This window comes from Bacillus sp. 2175 (assembly GCF_057812155.1).
The window spans coordinates 185,263-202,829 of record NZ_JBSZSU010000009.1 but is presented as its reverse complement, the minus strand read 5'-3'; the positions used below and the strand labels follow the sequence as shown (position 1 = coordinate 202,829).

Annotated in this window: 12 protein-coding genes and 1 pseudogene; 5 read left to right on the top strand and 8 right to left on the bottom strand. The window is 32.7% G+C overall.

From position 1 onward, the window contains the following. The first annotated feature begins 17 nt into the window (after positions 1-17). Entirely contained in the window at positions 18-890 is an 873-nt protein-coding gene (locus tag ACXKY9_RS29875; protein WP_000520933.1) for a DMT family transporter, read from the top strand. 463 nt (positions 891-1,353) lie between these two features. Here ACXKY9_RS29875 and ACXKY9_RS29870 read toward each other — a convergent pair whose 3' ends face one another. The 4 genes from ACXKY9_RS29870 to ACXKY9_RS29855 form a co-directional block, all read right to left on the bottom strand. Beyond that, the gene (locus ACXKY9_RS29870) at positions 1,354-2,784 is read right to left on the bottom strand and encodes an IS4 family transposase (RefSeq protein WP_000116994.1); all 1,431 of its coding nucleotides are present in this window, start codon (positions 2,782-2,784) and stop codon (positions 1,354-1,356) included. A gap of 375 nt (positions 2,785-3,159) precedes the next feature. Next, positions 3,160-3,471 (bottom strand): ADP-ribosyltransferase, encoded by a 312-nt coding sequence (locus ACXKY9_RS29865; RefSeq protein WP_014481860.1) that lies wholly within the window; start codon positions 3,469-3,471, stop codon positions 3,160-3,162. Further along, entirely contained in the window at positions 3,431-3,967 is a 537-nt protein-coding gene (locus ACXKY9_RS29860; protein ID WP_014481859.1) for an ADP-ribosyltransferase, read from the bottom strand. The genes ACXKY9_RS29865 and ACXKY9_RS29860 overlap by 41 nt, the downstream gene beginning before the upstream one ends. Before the next feature lie 616 nt (positions 3,968-4,583). After that, on the bottom strand, positions 4,584-4,724 hold the full coding sequence (locus ACXKY9_RS29855; RefSeq protein WP_176887135.1) for a hypothetical protein: 141 nt from the start codon (positions 4,722-4,724) through the stop codon (positions 4,584-4,586). A 775-nt stretch (positions 4,725-5,499) separates the two neighbouring features. On the opposite strand from ACXKY9_RS29855, the gene ACXKY9_RS29850 reads away from it, so the two are divergent. Then, a complete protein-coding gene (locus ACXKY9_RS29850) occupies positions 5,500-6,342 on the top strand; it encodes an arylamine N-acetyltransferase family protein (RefSeq protein ID WP_000954716.1) in 843 nt (280 codons plus the stop codon). 289 nt (positions 6,343-6,631) lie between these two features. After that, positions 6,632-6,979 carry a DUF4064 domain-containing protein gene (locus ACXKY9_RS29845; RefSeq protein ID WP_001255046.1) on the top strand — a complete coding sequence of 116 codons (348 nt, stop codon included), beginning with the start codon at positions 6,632-6,634 and terminating at the stop codon, positions 6,977-6,979. Positions 6,980-7,171: 192 nt separating this feature from the next. Here ACXKY9_RS29845 and ACXKY9_RS29840 read toward each other — a convergent pair whose 3' ends face one another. The 3 genes and pseudogenes from ACXKY9_RS29840 to ACXKY9_RS29830 form a co-directional block, all read right to left on the bottom strand. Next, positions 7,172-7,534: an IS3 family transposase gene (locus tag ACXKY9_RS29840; RefSeq protein WP_003319651.1), complete on the bottom strand. Its 363-nt coding sequence runs from the start codon at positions 7,532-7,534 to the stop codon at positions 7,172-7,174. Between the two features lie 50 nt (positions 7,535-7,584). After that, positions 7,585-8,226: pseudogene (locus tag ACXKY9_RS29835) on the bottom strand (RNA-guided endonuclease TnpB family protein); the annotation flags it as partial. Between the two features lie 104 nt (positions 8,227-8,330). Beyond that, positions 8,331-11,402 (bottom strand): Tn3 family transposase, encoded by a 3,072-nt coding sequence (locus tag ACXKY9_RS29830; protein WP_001025593.1) that lies wholly within the window; start codon positions 11,400-11,402, stop codon positions 8,331-8,333. Between the two features lie 250 nt (positions 11,403-11,652). Between ACXKY9_RS29830 and ACXKY9_RS29825 the strand changes: the two genes are divergently transcribed. Together ACXKY9_RS29825 and ACXKY9_RS29820 are read left to right on the top strand one after the other, a co-directional pair. Next, positions 11,653-12,276 (top strand): recombinase family protein, encoded by a 624-nt coding sequence (locus tag ACXKY9_RS29825; RefSeq protein ID WP_001224533.1) that lies wholly within the window; start codon positions 11,653-11,655, stop codon positions 12,274-12,276. Between the two features lie 646 nt (positions 12,277-12,922). Beyond that, positions 12,923-13,174 (top strand): hypothetical protein, encoded by a 252-nt coding sequence (locus ACXKY9_RS29820; RefSeq protein ID WP_002133690.1) that lies wholly within the window; start codon positions 12,923-12,925, stop codon positions 13,172-13,174. A 623-nt stretch (positions 13,175-13,797) separates the two neighbouring features. On the opposite strand, the gene cry1Ac is transcribed toward ACXKY9_RS29820, so the two are convergent. Then, the gene (cry1Ac, locus tag ACXKY9_RS29815) at positions 13,798-17,334 is read right to left on the bottom strand and encodes a pesticidal crystal protein Cry1Ac (protein ID WP_176887186.1); all 3,537 of its coding nucleotides are present in this window, start codon (positions 17,332-17,334) and stop codon (positions 13,798-13,800) included. Positions 17,335-17,567 lie beyond the last annotated feature (233 nt).

Here is a 17,567-nt window from a genome sequence, read left to right as displayed (position 1 = left end):
GAAGGGAGGATATACAATTGGGGAAAGTCTTTACAAAATCGACGTGTGCATTACTATTGTTAATCTTTCTTTGGGGTGGAAGTTGGCCAATCTATAAAATGGCTGTGCCTTATACGCCCCCGTTATTATTTGCAGGTATGCGTGCAGTGATTGGGGGCCTTATACTAGCAGCTTTCATATATAAAATGCGGAACAGGATCAAATGGCGTGAAAATTGGTCGAAATATTGTATTTCAGCATTCTTTAATACGATTCTCTTTTTTGGGTTACAGACAGTAGGGCTCATTTATTTGCCAGGAGGACTGTTTTCAGTGCTTGTCTATTTTCAGCCAGTGCTACTTGGATTGTTTGCTTGGATTTGGCTTGGAGAGTACATGTCGCCGTTTAAAATTATGGGTTTGATTATCGGATTTCTTGGAATTGTAGTTGTCAGTGTGGACGGATTAACCGTTCATGTATCGATCATTGGTGTTGTTTTAGGGTTGCTTATGGCATTTAGCTGGGCACTTGGTGTGGTTTATGTGAAGAAAGTGAGCAACGAAGTAGATGCTTTCTGGATGGTGTCTTTGCAGTGTATTATTGGTGGAGCTATTCTAATAGGTACTGGAACAATTTTTGAAAACTGGTCAGCTATTGAATGGAATGGTAAATACCTTTTTGGACTCGGATATGGCTCCACTTTTGGCATTCCACTGGCATATATCATTTACTATAAACTTATTAATGCGGGAGAGGCAAGCAAAGTCGGTACATTCACGTTTCTTGTACCGATCATTGCAGTATTCATTGGTACGGTGTTTTTAGATGAACCGGTAACTTACCGCCTTGTCGTAGGGCTGTTATTAGTAGGTGTAAGTATTTATTTCGTGAATTATCGCGAAATAAGGTGAATGCTTCATTATTCAATAGAGCGCAGGCAAAATTTAATACGGAAGAGTAAAAGCGTAAGTTCTAGAATAACCAGAAATAGTTTAGAACTTGGCACACCATCAGGAGGGAATATGAATCGCCGACTCCATAGCAAAATCAAACCCATGTATTTTGATTAATTTTTGTTCAAAACGCGTGGGTTTTTTCTATTATAAAATCAATGTTCACAGCATAATTTTGATCGAACCTTATTCCAAACCAACAATACAGCCGGTCCCTTAACGTACAGGAAATCGGCTTTTTCTTTGTCGAAATTGCTTAGCGTACGAAATTCGCGTTTTGTTGGTGAGACCCCATCGCTATCAAGCTAAGCTTATGCAAAGTCAATTTTAGACGAGATTGTTTCTTTTTTCTAAAGGGCAAGTGTAGGTGATTGAAAGATTTGCATACGAAATAAACCCTAACGGGTTTCACTTTTTTGAATTAAGCGGCTTGATTATCAGACATGGTACAATTGTAAACGATACCTAATATATCAAAGACCGTTTTTTTCTCATATCGATGAGATTTCCGCCCGTTTTGCTGTAGGAGATTGAACAGGCGAAGTAACACCTTTGATAGCTCTTGGGTGTTTTTTTGTATAGTTTGGAATAGAAGAAGAAAGTAATCTTTAATCATATATATGGCTTTATACTCACTAAGCTCTCGTTTTTTCTTTATGAGGAGCAATTGGCACATTTGAAACATGATAGAAGAACAGAGTAGAATGGCAATCAATTGACCATATAAATGGCACTCCAATCGTTCTGATTTTATCTTTTTACAATGATGAATTTGAAAGAATGACTTCCACGTTTTAAATAAGATTTCGATTTGCCAACGCAAAGAATACCAGTCATGTACCTGTCCCATCGGGACAATATCTGTAGGGGTGTTTGTCATATATACATTGATACCACTGAGTCGTTTACTACGAGGAGAATACTTCATTCCTTTCTTTTTTTCTCTTACAGCTTGATCTTGTAATCGTTTTTGTTGCTGTTGTTTTGTTAATCGATGAACAATTACACGAGCTGGCACTTTATCAATCATTCCTACATAAGCATCAGCTATTTCACATGTTTGTCCTGGTTGAAGGGAGTTCATTAACGTCTCCATATCTATCTGTATATACTCTGTACCTTTCTTAATTCTTCCGTCTTGGAAATAATCAGGGTTAGGATTTTTTTGATAAATACGTGTATTCAACTTGATACGAGAGATATAGTAGGCCTCTTTATCTTGTATATATTGAAGGTCTTTTAAATGAAAATAACCTAAATCTCGGATACATAAATCATTTGCTGTCACAGTTGGGGCACACAGAGAGCCGTAAGTGCGATCATGTTGTTTACCTGGACCTGTATGAATATGTAGGAACTGTCCACTTAACAAATCATACTCAAGTTGAATTTTTATCCCAGCAGTATGGCTGCACCCTCCTGCACCTGGATAAACAGATGAAAATACATCCGGGAGTTGAAATGCAGTTGAATCTAAAATACGAATACGCTTGAAAACAGAAGTGTATGGAGAAGAAATCGGCATAGATGCGGCCAATTTTTTGCTTAGTAGTTCGGCTAGTAGGTGTTGTAAAAGTTGGACAGCAGCCTTATTAAATCGTTGATTCAGTCCCTCAGGACTGATAAGTACTTCTGTTGATGCTTCTAAACAGCTAGATAACTGAGTTAAAGAAGTCATAGCTACATTTTGGTTCACCCATACACATAAAGCTACTAAATCTTTTGCTTGATACTTACTGGTTCGTTGTACAAAACCAACATCTCTAGCAAGATCTCGTAAGGTATTTGGAGATAAAAAACTTTGAATCTCTTGGGCAAATAGTTGTAATTCGTCAGACACAGAAACAGACATAAAAACGCCATCCTTTCCTATGATTCTACAGAAAGAATAGCGTATTTTTTCATTTTAGAGAAATTTTATATTGTCGGCTTAATAGTAACGTGATGCTACCTCATCGCCATCAACTTAAGAAAACAAATCAACCCCAAAACGAAAATTTTATATCTTTGCAGATATATTTGAGGTTTAAGCTCATTTTTCTATTTTGTGGGTTAATAAATTACTTAACTTGATGGCGATGTGACGTTCTCCCTACTAAATCTCTTTTAACCTTATTTTGAGTCTGCACAAAGTATTAAATCCATTCAACTTAAGTAGATATAATAATATTGATAAACTTTAAGTTAAAAGAGACACCCGCTAATTTAAGGGTTTTCAAAAATTTAGTTAGTTTAATGTTGCTTCTATTAGTAAATATTCTCTTTCTTTACTATCTACTTGCTGTTCAATTGAATTGATCTTATAAGAAGATCCATGAGCTATTAACAATTCACTTTCAGGTAATTTCGCTAGATTTCCTAAGTATGCTGCATGTTTTCCCTTTGGAATTGTTAAGTGAATAAGAATCGGCAGTTTAGGAAAATTTCCTGTTGTCTGGTTAACTAATGAGGTGCTCATATATGCTTTTTCCGATTGTTCTGTATGATTAAACGCTTCTTTAAATTTTTTCACCTTTTTTACCTTTTTCAAGAAATGCATCTTCTGAGACTCGTCTATAAACATTTACTGCTTCGGGAGTTGTTACTTTTGCAAGCGCTCGATCTATGTACTGAATTTCTTTATCAAACTCTTTATTTGCAGGTTTTCGATCATTTCTAAGGTGTGTATTAATCTTCGTATAATCATTACCTGTATATCTTTTTATTGCTTCTCTTTCATTTTTTCTTTCTAGTTTACTTTCTTTACTTTCTTTGTCATCTGTATCATCTTTTAGCAAATCATCTATCCACTTCTTATAATGTTTCGCTCCCCATTCTTTGGCTGCATCTTTATTTTTCTTCGTATCATACCCGAAATCTATAGGTTGTGTAGCATTGATCATATTAAATTGGTGTATTTTCCCTTTTTCCATTTGAATAGGTTGATTTGTAATGCTATTACTCTTTTCCGTCATAGCAAATGTAGACGTAACACCACCGAATACAGATAAACCTAAAGATAGGGTGATAGCTGTAGCTAAGCTTTGTTTTTTCATTTTAACACTCCTTAAAATTTATTTACATTACAAACGTACTCCTTTTTTGTAAATTTCGGAATGTTATTAAATGTTTTTCAATAGACGTCTGACCTTATATGTTTTTATAACATAGGGATAATTTATATATAATGATTGAAGACTGAAGTAATCGATAGCTCCAAAATTTAACTTAAATAATAAGGAATATTCACGAGAATTAAAGTCATTATTCGTTAATTTTTTTGATATTTATACAAAATAATTACATATTGATTGGGAGTGATGGTAGATATACATAATTTCTCGAAACTAATTAAAGGAATAATTTTATGTATATGAAAAACTATTAGTAGATAATAATTTCTATATATGATTCTTAGGTACAGAGAACCTAAGATGAAAAAATAATAGAACACAAAAAAAGATGTTCAACATTAGTCTAATTTTATATTTTTCACTATTTTTATAGAGGAATCTTAACAAGGGAATATTTCCATGAACTATCCTTGAAATAAAATGGATACAGCACTAAATATTAAATAAAAAAATACTTATACCTTATAGGGGTCACCATACATTGAACTGCACCCCAAAATGAAAATTTTCTTTCTCTACAGTTAGTAACTTTGAGAAGTCAGCTCTTTTTTTCGTTTTGGAGGTGATTACTTTTCTTAAGTTGATGGATGTGTGGTGCTACCCCTTCAGTATATTCTTTTGGGTCACCATTATCTCCACATGCTACAGGTACTGTAAATGAGAAAGCTCTTACTATCATTAACGTACTTGTTATGTACAAATTTATTCCTCATTTTACCCCTAAAAAATAGGACATGGTCTGTATTTCATCTCCATTTAGATAGAAGGAAGACCGTTTTTTTTGTTTTGGGGTATTTTTTAAACTTAATAGCAATACGTTAGTACCTTCTTGTAGCACAAGGGTTGTAATAACTAACAGAAAATTACCAATCATTAGAAAATTTTATATCAATTTACTTTATATTCCATTTATGTAAAAATAATTGTGAGTACATTTTTTAAAACTTTCCCCTAATAAAGTTTTGAAAAAGTTGTCTCAACATTCCCTATGTTGTAATTATGCCAAGGAAAGAGAGCCTATATGGTTCTCTTTTCTTATAAAATTGAATTTTTCAACTTCATATTTAAGTAGTATAAGACACTATTAAGGATACCATTGCTGTATTGAACAACAAGGGTAGATAAAACCAATAGTATTGTTTTCGCCTTTTTCATAAATGATTATTAGAAATACTATATAAGAAAAGGGATAAATAAGTATATTTATCCAGAAAATAAAAAAGTAGCCAACAAAAGTTAATTGCCCTGTGAATAAGAAGAACATCAATAGAAGATGAAAGTTTGCCCGAATTATGTCTAAGCTTACAATTTACTTTTTTAATATTGTGAGACTTCTTATATAAAAACAAGCCATAAAATAACTTGATTTGATTTTATTACACTTGATTATATTTTTATTTAGTGTATCATTAAATTATATGGTTAAATTTTCTATAAATGGAAGGTGGTATATAATGTTGACTGAATTACAAAAAAATTTTTTCTCACGGTTACAGATACCTCCGAAAGAAGAGGTAAGATTTGAAAATTTACATGAAATTCTTCAGCAAATGGCATATGTAATACCTTATGAAAATTTAGACGTGATGGACAAAAATATCCGAAGAATTACTAGAATGAACGTTCAAGAAAAATTACTATTAAATCAGCGCGGAGGGCTATGTTACGAGCTTAATACACTATTATATTATTTTTTACATGATTGTGGATTTGATGTTTATCGCATATCTGGTACAGTTTACGATTTAGGTGGTGATAAGTGGAAACCTGACGATGGACATGTGATTATTATTTTAAATTATAATAATCAGAAATATATTATAGATGGGGGACTTGCCTCACATCTTCCATTACGCCCAGTTCCATTTAGCGGTGAAGTAATTTCATCTCAAACAGGAAAATATCGTATTCGTAAACAAAATACGGAGAAAGGAACTCACCTATTAGAAATGAAAAAAGGAGATAATGGGGAGAGTGCCCAATTCCTTAATTCTGAACCTACTAATGCATGGTGCACTGGGTTTGCGTTTTCATTAGATGAAATAGATACAAACAAAGTAAATGCTATACAAAATATTATTGTAGAGCACCCCGAATCACCTTTTAATAAAGGATACATTATCTGTAAATTAATTGAAGATGGACATATTTCACTTACTAAAAAAAGTTTTACAGAAACACGAAAATGTCAAAAAAGTAAACGAACTATAAATGAAAAAGAATATCAACAGATCCTTAAAGAAGTATTCAATATTTCTCTAAATAAATACCCTGATAAAATTTTAGAAAGAGGCTAGCTAACACTAACTCTTATAAAATTTCTTTGTCGTTTAAAATAGATTTGTTTAAATAAAATTACATTTTTATACCTTTATATAATTTCAATTGAGATAGTTAGTATACTTTATCTACAATATATTTTAAGAGTGAAAAAGCATGATTTTTTATGCAATATTAGAAAAAGCACTCGAAAGAGTGCTTTTTGTTCATAAAATATAAATTAATATAGCTATAAAAGTAAATGATTTGTATTTTATTTTTAATAGAATAATTTCAAATAATTATGTATTTTAAGGAGTGTTAATCTTGAGAAGAACAACAGAATACATATTAGGGCTTACCGGTGGAATTATGGGTATCTTATTTTCCATTTATGCTATGTTTATTGATAATCTAAGTAAGACTCTTAAAGTAGAAGGTATAAATGTAATAATAGGCTTAAATTGGCTCCCTATTACATTATCTGTTATTGGAATTATTGGTTGTTTAATTGTTACATTTAAAGCTAAAATTGGTGGGATTTTAATGATTATATCCGCTATTGGTGGTTTTATTTGTATCTCATTTTTTAATTTATTACCAGGTACTTTATTATTAATTAGTGGATTAATGAGTCTTTTTCGTAAAGAAAAGCCAAATTTAACTGTAATATAGAATAATTTATGGATAAAAAAACAACTCAAACTGTAAAGTCAATTCAATCACAAACAGCATTAAATGTGGAAATATTGAATCAATCTAACAAAATATAATAAAAAATAGAAGCTTTATCGAAATTAATTTCAAAATTTATTATTAAGAAAAAAGGAAAAGAGAATTAATAAATATCAAATATGATGATATTTATTAATAAAAAAGACTAGTGTTGATCTTACCCCTGTCAAGTAAACGGTATGAAAAAGAATAAACAGCCATCGAGATTCGATATTCTATCAGAGCTCGATGGTTGAGTCGTTTTTGGAACCGTTTATAGTTATAAAAGTAAATATACTCTTTAATTGCTTGTATTAAATCTTCTTCTGTTTTAAAATGATTCAAATACAACATCTCCGATTTAAAATGGGAGAAAAATGACTCGATGCAAGCGTTATTATAGCAGTTTCCTTTGCGAGTGTGGCTACCAATGATACCTAAATCGGAAAGTCGTTTGTTGTAGGCATGAGATGTGTACTGGAATCCCTGATCTGAATGGAGAATGGTTCCACACATATCTTTTTTTGTGCCAACATTTCAATCGTATCTAATACAAGTTCATTATCATTGCGCCTTGATAATACTCGTTGTGCCGTTGTTAATTGGTCTAACATGTTACGATAGAACTTAGGGTAATTGGCTTTCTCATCCTCAGAACTAACGTATAATCCATCCATCGCAAAGTCTAATCCAACAACTGTTTCTACTTCTTTTTGTACAATTTCTTTTTCATATTCAGTCAAGATGGATACATAATATTTCCCAGTGGGTGTCATAGAAATCGTACATGACTTGACCCTATAGTCTTGTGGTATCTCTCTATGTTGTTTGATATGTACCATTTTCAGTTTTGGCAATTTGATATGACTATGAAGCAACATAATATTTCCGTTTACTACATTCGTTGTATAAGACTTTCTGTCTTTTTTACTTTTGAATGTTGGAAAATCATTATGACTACTAAAGAAATTTTATAGGCAGTTTGCAAGTTGAGTATTTGCCAAAGCTAATGAATCCACTTCTTTTAACCACTCAAATTCTGCTTTATATTTCGCGGGAGTTGGAGGCTTTTGTTTCTTTAGTTGTTCCTTATCATCTTTGTATTTTTCGTACGCTTCTTTTCGTTCAGCTAACATTCTATTATACACAAAACGTACACAACCGAAGGTTTTACGCATAAGATATGCTTGTTCTTCTGTTGGATACAAACGGAATTTATATGCTTTATCATATCATTTTACCTCACTTTTCACCTTGATTTTGGGTGTTTTTGCCCATCCCCCCGAAAAGGGGGAATAAGGACAACAATACTTTATTCTTCCAAGGAGTCTTCTCGTGTTAAGCTGGTGAGAATATCATCTTTATTGATACTCTCAAGAATTTCCTCTATATTTACTACTGTTGGGGATTTACTAAATTCATAACGACCATAAAAATTAATATGTTGCCATGCAATTGGTGAAATATACTGTAACATTTTCATCTCAAACCCTGTATCTTTGGATTTTATTAATAAATTCGATAATATACTCGCATTGTAATAAACAACACAGTTGCTGAGCAGCCTACTACATTCATTCCAGATGTGCTGATCTTGTTCAGTCTTGAAACGAAGTTTCCCAAAGTTTGCATAGGATACTGATCGACGTAATTTATGATAGCTTTCTCCACGATTTAGTGATTTTTGAACATTTTGACGTAACGATAATGAATCAATATATTCTAAAAAATATAGGCTTTTAATGATGTTATCATACTCCCATAGTGCCCGCTTGGTTTGATTTTTCCGTGCATAAGAACTTAATTTTCGAACAATAACATTTTGAGTCGTCGTCTTTAAAGCAAGAGATACCATAATTCGTTTTATATTGTCCCATTCTTTTACAATGAGATCTGTATTAATTTTACGCACAGGTTTAATCAGCAATTCTTCATAATGGCTTGGATGTTGAAAACCATATAAATTTCGAGATATCGTTGCTTGAATATCTTTATATCTAGGTGCAAATTGGTAACCAAACAAATCTAAAATAGCAAAATTAACTTCATTCGTTCCATGTGTATCTGTAGAATGGATAGTAGGTTTTATATTGGTTGTATTATTGTATAAAATATCAAATACATAATGGCTTTCATGCTCATTTGCACCAATAATTCTTGCTTGAATTGGAATGTGGTTAGCCACCATTGTATACGAAGTGATTCCTTTATTCATTCCAAAATATTTAGAAGAATGACGAGACTGTAGTGTATGAATCTGTGTTTCGTATTTTTGGCCATCACTACTTGAATGGATGAAATCATCAATGTTAAAATACGGGAAAATAGGAAGCTTACTTGTGGCATTACTGATACAATCATTTACATCTTTTAATGTTTCTAATCGAATAAAATTAGCTGATGTAGTAGCTAATTTTGAAAAATCTATATCAGAGACTTCTCCCATTCTATATAACCCCATATTTGTTCCCCAAGCTATTAAACATGGAATGAGAGTATAATCCTTTGCTTTTTGATTGGCATAGCGTCCCAGAATATGTTCAAAGTTATCTAGAAAATTGCATTGCTGATTTACAAAATACAGGATACTCCTCATATCAACTTGTGGTAATACATCGAAAAAAGAATGATTAATAAGAGATGAAGATCGAGTATATGGAAGTGTCCAAGAATGATGATTTTTATGTTTTTTCACTTGAACATATTTGTTTTTTCCAGAAGTAATCCTTTTATTAATAGAGATGATACGAGCTTCCAATTTGTTTTCAAGTTCTTTTAAATGTTGTTCGATGGGCTGTTGTAGCTTAGTTAAATTGAAATCTTGAATCATACTCTCTTTATGTACCCACGTATCTTCATCGACTAAATCATCTTCAAAACTTCTATACTGTATGCTATCTCTACAAAAAACATCTCCTGATTGTAAGCGGTACCATAAAGAATGATAAATTAAAAATTCATATCGATCTATTAGTAAACGTTTTGAATGCGCATCATCTTTCGTGTAAAGGTAACGTTTGGCCCCATTTTGTATAAAGGTTTGTGGAATATTTTCGATATCATATTTAAGTAAAGCTTTTCGTTTCATAAAAACTTCTTTTAAAAAATGTATTGCATCCATAAGAGGATCTTCAATATCTGTTGTAACAAAATCAATCGTCATAAAAATAGGACGAATTTGTCTCTTGAATTGTAAAGCTAATGTATCAATACGTTCCCAACGGAACGCTTTTTCATCTATCTTCGAAGTATTCAGGATTTGATTTGCTAGCTCAGTTAATTTAGGACGGTCTAGGATAGAAAATACACGTCTTTGTATGTCTTTAAATACTGTATGTTCGGAAATGTTTTCATCTATTATAACTTGTAAAATATTTCCGACTTTCTTGAAATCTTCCTGGTTTTCTGTGTAATAGTTATATACTTGATCTTTTGCAAAGGATAAAATATCATCGTTGTATTTTCTCATTTTATAAATAAAACTATTGATCAAATTATCATTCATTCTTTGGTATCGATGAAAAATAAAGCACAATAAATAAAGATTTACAAGGGATTCATTAAACCTTTTTAATTTATATACGGAATAATATTCTACTAAAGAAGCGTAATATTTAATACTTTCATTAGAAATTTTTAGTTGTGGCAAAATTGAATTGGCCAGTTGAAAAAGAGGATACATTTCTTTCCCATATTCAATTTCCCGTTTAATTTCATTCATACTAAAGTCTTTAGGTTCATGTTTGATTCGAGTAATCTTATATAAACCAGAAGGATTATATAATAATTCTTTTAAATGCTGTTTATCCGCCTCGGATAGCTGTTTTTGTATAACCCTTATAAGGCGGTTTTGTTCATATGTAATAGCATTTCCTATAACCTCTTGTATAAAGCTATAACCAGGAATAATAATTCGTTTAGTAGTTAAATAATTTATAAGTTCGCGAAAAATAAAAATCGGTTTCCCACTTATAGCTGCAGCTCTACGAGCTTGTTCTTTTAAATCTAGTCGAGATTGTGAATCACAAAGATAATAATTAAAGCGCTTAAGAATAAGTTGTTGTTGATTTAGCCTAGTTTTTTTATCAATAGATCCAAAATCTGAGAAGTCAGCATTATTGAAATGAACTTTAAGAATATATTGAATATCTTCTTCCACTTCACATAGGTTAAATTGAAAAAATAAGTGCTTTGACTTAAAGTATCCAAGTTGAAGAATAAAATAAATCTTAGATTTTATTGAACGTAAAGTATATAACAATTCAGTTTCCATTTGAGAAAGAGAAAAATATTGTACGCGCTCTTTAGTTGTAAAAAGAGGTCTACTATAAAGTTGATTTATTTCATCTGTAGTTAAAATAGTTAATCTTTTTTGAATATTCATATTTAATCGTTTTCTACATCTCCTTATGAATTATAATTATAATAGATTACACCGTGTCAAAAAGTATACTTTTTGACACGGTGAGTTTGAGTAGTTTTTAATGTTTCACAATTATAACATAATTATTTTTGAAATATGTCATGAGAGTTGTATAGAATTTGACATTAAAATATAATAATTATATCTTATAACCAACAAATTTTTATAAATATAGATTGTGTGTGATTTGAAATGGGGGAAGGAATACATAATGAGGAAATTCTTTTATATTAGAGTAAGTAGTAAAGATCAATCTATCGAGAGACAACTCGCAACCGCAGCAGAGATAAGTATTCCTGAAGAATACATCTTTATAGAAAGAGCAAGTGGAAAAGATTTTAAACGTCCTGAATATCAACTTATGAAACGTATGTTGAGAAACGGCGATGTTTTATATATTCAATCCTTAGATCGCTTGGGAAGAAATAAACAAATGATTTTAGATGAATGGCAAGAATTAATTAAAGAAAAAAAGATTGATATCGTTGTGTTAGATATGCCACTTCTTAACACTATGAAATATAAAGATTTAAATGGAATTGAAACTCTTATTTCAGATTTAATTTTACAGTTATTAAGCTATATGGCTGAAGATGAAAGAAAAAGAATCCGCGAACGACAAAAAGAAGGAATTACAATTGCACTTCAAAAAGGAGTTAAATTTGGCCGCAAAAAAGTTGAAATTGATGATAATTTTAAAGAAGCTTATCAAGAATGGAAAAATCATAAAATTACTGCAGTAGAAGCAATGCAAAGAGTAGGCATGAAGAGTAATACATTTTATAGAAGAGTTAAAGAATATGAACATAATTTGGAAGAAAAGAAGCTCTCTTAAATAGAAAAGCTTCTTTTTACATACTACCCTATTTCAAGAGAAATTATTAAAAGTCAAATAAATCCCCTTTAAATAATTTGATTTTTCGTTATTTTTTGTCAGTTATGTGTTATAATGATAATGTACATGTAAAATGGTTTGAAATATTAGTATAGACTCATTCAGGAAAAGCGCGTTCTACAATAGAACGTGCTTTTGTATTATACACCTAAATAATCTTAATAATGAGAATATTAATTATCAATTTTATTAGAAACGCAATGATGTAAAATGACATTAAGCTAAACTTTTCTTTAAATCTTTACCCCTAACAAAGATTTAAAGGTTCTTCTATGTCTTAATATAAAATATAGTAAAGGAAGGAGTTCACTCTAATGAAGATTGAACTCCTTTCTTTATTATGGTTTTTTATATAATTAAAACTATATATTAATTATAACTAATTTACTTATCTAATAACCTATCAACCTATCAATAAATCTTTCATTATATACATAGTAATATAACAAAGCTGACATTCACCCCTTATGTATAGAGGGCATTTTCTACATGTATTTTTAAAATATCCACTCTTCATTTACTATAATAAAAGAGGAAAAAATACATCTTTAAAAAATATATACATATACCTATGCTAAGGAGTGTGATGCCTTTGAAACAGTTTAAAGAAATTTTAGAAAAAGGGGCCATACCTATCGGCCAATCCGATATATTAGGAAAATCGCTGCGGCAATTTGATGAGATACAATATGAAAATGAAACATATCTTATTATTTGGCATCCCATTTATAAGGAATTTGTCGGTTCTCATGAATCAGGGAATTGGATTTCTCATACCGATTTACATAAAGCTGTTTGGATCAGAAATTTAAAAGAAGCATTTGTTACGAAAAAATAAGAAAAGGTTCTAACAAAAAAGTCAGAACCTTTTCTACATACTTTCTAGGGATTTCGTAAAAACGAAAGTACATATAGTATACCATAAGTACAAAAACATTTATTTGAAAAGATAGTAAACGCCTCTTATTATTGCTCGTTAATCTCCGCTAACGCTTTATTTCATGATTCGGTTCTATTGTCACACAGATCACTGTTACCAAAATATTTACTACAAATTTTTAAAAAAATGTACTGCACAATTGTATTGAATGATATTTTTCAGTCCACGACAGTAACTCTGGCGCTCCATCTACAAAAACATCCTATTTTTTCTTATTCCCCCTTTTCGAGGGGATGGGCAAAAACACCCTATTAGTGCTTTATTTTCGATTACAAGTAAAGCATATACCAAATAAAAAAAGAAAAAGCAGAGATATTTTCATCGATAGGTGAAAATATCTCTGCTTGATTAAGTTGCTCTATACATATGTATTACTAGAAAATAACATAGTAAAACGGACATCACTCCGTTTCAATGGAGGTGATGTCCGTTTTTCATTACAACAAATTACTTATCTATTTGTAATGCTGCTCTTGGACAATTGATTTGAAAACGATATTTAAACCTGAGTTTGCATGAGACTATTCCTCCATAAGGAGTAATTCCACGCTGTCCACGATAAATGTTCCTTCCGTTTCTCCAATCTCAATCCATACCTTATCGGTTTCTGGGAAGTATTCTAATTCTTTTGTCACATAACCAACTGGTAGTGGCGTGTAATCCCTATACCCTCTGTTAAATTCACAAGGATTCTCTCTTCGTCCATCTGTATACGATTTTTCTTCATAGACTGACGCATAATCAGCTGGTACGGAAGGAGCTTCGTTATATCCTCGATTACGAGAAGTGTACGCACCTCCGTATTCTTCTTGATTTACAGTATAATCATTACACGTTACCGTGTTATTTGGATAGATTTCCTCTTCTACGCAGTTGCTAAACTTCAGTTCGTCTGTATTGTTCTCGATCTCATGAATGGTTACGCAACCTTCTCCATATCCCTCCTTGTACGCTGTGACACGAAGGATATAGCCACGACCCGGACAGACACGAACTTCTTGTGACACTTCTGCTTCCCATTCCGGAACAACAAGGACCGAACGTTGGTTGTTTTGTTCTTCTACATCTACATGCCCTTTCACGTTCCAGCAGGATAAGCCATTATTAAAATCACCATTTTTAATGACATTTCTCGCATCATATAGGGAGAATGCAGTGAAAATACGCCCTTCTAATTCTTCAAAAATAGCCGCATTGACACCCGGAATCACAGACAGCTCAGGCAGATAAGCTTCTCGAATGCTATGAACACGTTTATCTGCCGCATGAATCATGGCAATATTCGTATCCGCTTGTAATTGATCATATTGAGAGTTTACAAATAAAGCATCTACAGATTCTTTTGCCTCTTTATAAACGATATTTGTTTCCCATTCCAATTTTTCACGTTTGTCTCTCCATTTTTTCTCCGCTCTTTTCACACGAGCTAGCGCTTCTCCTACTAATGGTTTCTCTTCGAGAAACTCTAGATTCCCTAGTCTTGCGTGCCCATCTTGCGTCTTAATCTTAAAGATCACCCATACACCTAGGTCCTCATTTAAGTCTGTACATCCTACATCAATGTCTAAGGAGAAATGATGCGAATGATGGGCACACTTTTCTCCATCCCTACACGAACAATCTAAGTCAGGATTCCATTCAAGGTGTGGCGCGCATCGATTCGGCTCTCCACACTTTCCGATTGGACTTTGGGCTGAAAGCGGCCATAAGGAACCCGTACCTGGCACATTTACTGTTTCATGTTTTGCATTGTAGCGAATTAAATAGATTTCTAAGTCTTGACTATCTTCGATATACCCTCTTAATTGATAACGGGTAAAGGCTTTTAATTTTGATTCATCGATTTTTTGATACAAATATGTTGGATAGCACTCATCAAAGGTACCTGATAGTGTGACGTAATTTTCTTTAAATACGTCATCCCCTCCTTGGATGGTAATCCCTGTACTTCCGCCCCACCCACGTTCTGGTTGCCTATTAATGTCTTTGAAATTTGAATCTTGGAGTAAATTGCGTTCATCACTGAGTCGCTTCGCATGTTTGACTTTCTCGGACAATTCTCGCTTTTCATCCAGACAAAATTCATCCGATAAATACGTAACTAAATTGGACACTTGATCAATATGATAATCCGTTACATTTGTTTTTAGCCCTAGTTGGTTTGTAGACGTAAACAGCGCATTCACCGCCTTCTGCGCTCTTTCCAGATTATATTCAGCCTCGAGTGTTGCAGTAACTGGAATAAATTCAAATCTGTCTATTATCACTCCTGCAGTCCCACTAAAATTTCTAACACCTACTATATTACCTAATGAAGATGTAAAAGCATTGGCACTTTCAAAATAACCAAAATCACTTGATTGTAGATTATCTAATGACGTAGCTGTAGCTGGTACTGTATTGGAAAAAATGGATGAATTACCCCAATTAACGTTGAGGTGAATCGGGGTTACAGAAGCATACCGTACACGAACTCGATATCTGGTAGATGTCGATGGGAAGTGAATTGGAACTTCAATATACCCTCTATTCTGAATGTTATTTCCACTACTATTTAATCTAACTAAGTCCCCACCAGTAAATCCTGGTCCTGAAATTACAGAACCATTAAAAAGAAAGTTTCCCTTCACTGCAGGGATTTGAGTAATACTATCCGATGCAATTATATTATTAAATTCAGCACTACGATGTATCCAAGAGAACATAGGAGCTCTTATTATACTTACACTACTATTACTAAAGCCTGAACGAAACATTGAAACATGGCTTAATCGATGACTAAATCCTTGCCTAGGTGGCACGTTGTTATTCTGTGGCGGTATTTCATCCAGCGAATCTACCGTTCCGCTTTTTCTGTATACAGCGGATGGCAAATTTGAGGAGGTTCCATAAGCAAATTCTGTCCCGTCAAGAACAGATAGTTGTTGATTATTTATCCCTATATTAAAAGGTCTTCTATAAAAAGTAGAGGATAATGTTCTATACACGCCCTGACCTAGTTGAGCAACAATACGTTGTTGTGGAGCTGCATTTCCCATGGTTCCATATAGCGGAAACGTGAATTCTGGCCCCGAAAAACCGACAGGAGAAGCCATTATTTGATGCCCTGACCAATAATAATAACCCCTATGAGCATCCGTATAGATGGTTATACTGTTAAGTATATCCATCAAATGTGGACTCCTAATACTTCTTTCTATGCCCTGAGCCGAGCCTCGAAAACTACCATCAAAATTTTCTAATACTGGGTTTGTATAAATTTCTCTTGTTAATTGGGAAACTGTTCGAATTGGATATCTTCTACTATCATAATTCGGGAACAGAGCAACGATATCTAATACAGTTAGTGTTAATTCTCTTCTAAATTGATTATACCTTACCCAATCTCTAGAATCCGGTCCCCATACACGTTCTAATCCCGTATTGTACCAGCGTACAGCATAATCTGTATAGTTGCCAATAAGCCTAGTTAAATCATTATAACGACTATTGATAGTCGCGGCATCAAATCCCCACCTTTGTCCAAACACTGAAACATCTCTCAAAACTGATAAATGTAAATTTGCAGCTTGAACATATACTGATAAAAGAGGAACTTGATAATTTTGAACTGCCAAAAGAGGAATAGCGGTTGTAAGGGCACTGTTCATGTCATTGAATTGAATACGCATCTCTTCTCTTAATGCTGGATTAGTAGGATCTGCTTCCCACTCTCTAAAAGATTCTGCGTAAATTTGATAAAGATTGCTTAGTCCTTCTAATCTAGAAATGGCTTGGTTCCTAGCGAATTCTTCTATTCTTTGGTTAATTAACTGTTCAATTTGTACAAGAAATGCGTCCCATTGAGAGGGACCAAAAATTCCCCATATTATATCAACTAGTCCTAACACAAATCCAGCACCGGGAACAAATTCACTCAAAAGAAATTGCGTTAGCGACAAGGAAATATCGATTGGGGTGTAACCAGTTTCTATTCTTTCTCCACCTAATACTTCTACTTCAGGGTTACTTAAACAATTATAAGGAATGCATTCATTGATGTTCGGATTGTTATCCATAAGTTACCTCCATCTCTTTTATTAAGATACCAATTCATTATGATATAATACTGTTTTTCATTACTACAATTTAAAACATATGACTCATCTTATGAAAAAATGCACAAAGTGCAACTAATTTTACTAAATATCAATTTTTGACCCAGGGTGTTAACAATCTACTTACTTCTCGCCCATTATCCATGCTTTAGACTTTACAATGTTTAACCAATGCATTAAGGGTTTGTATTCCG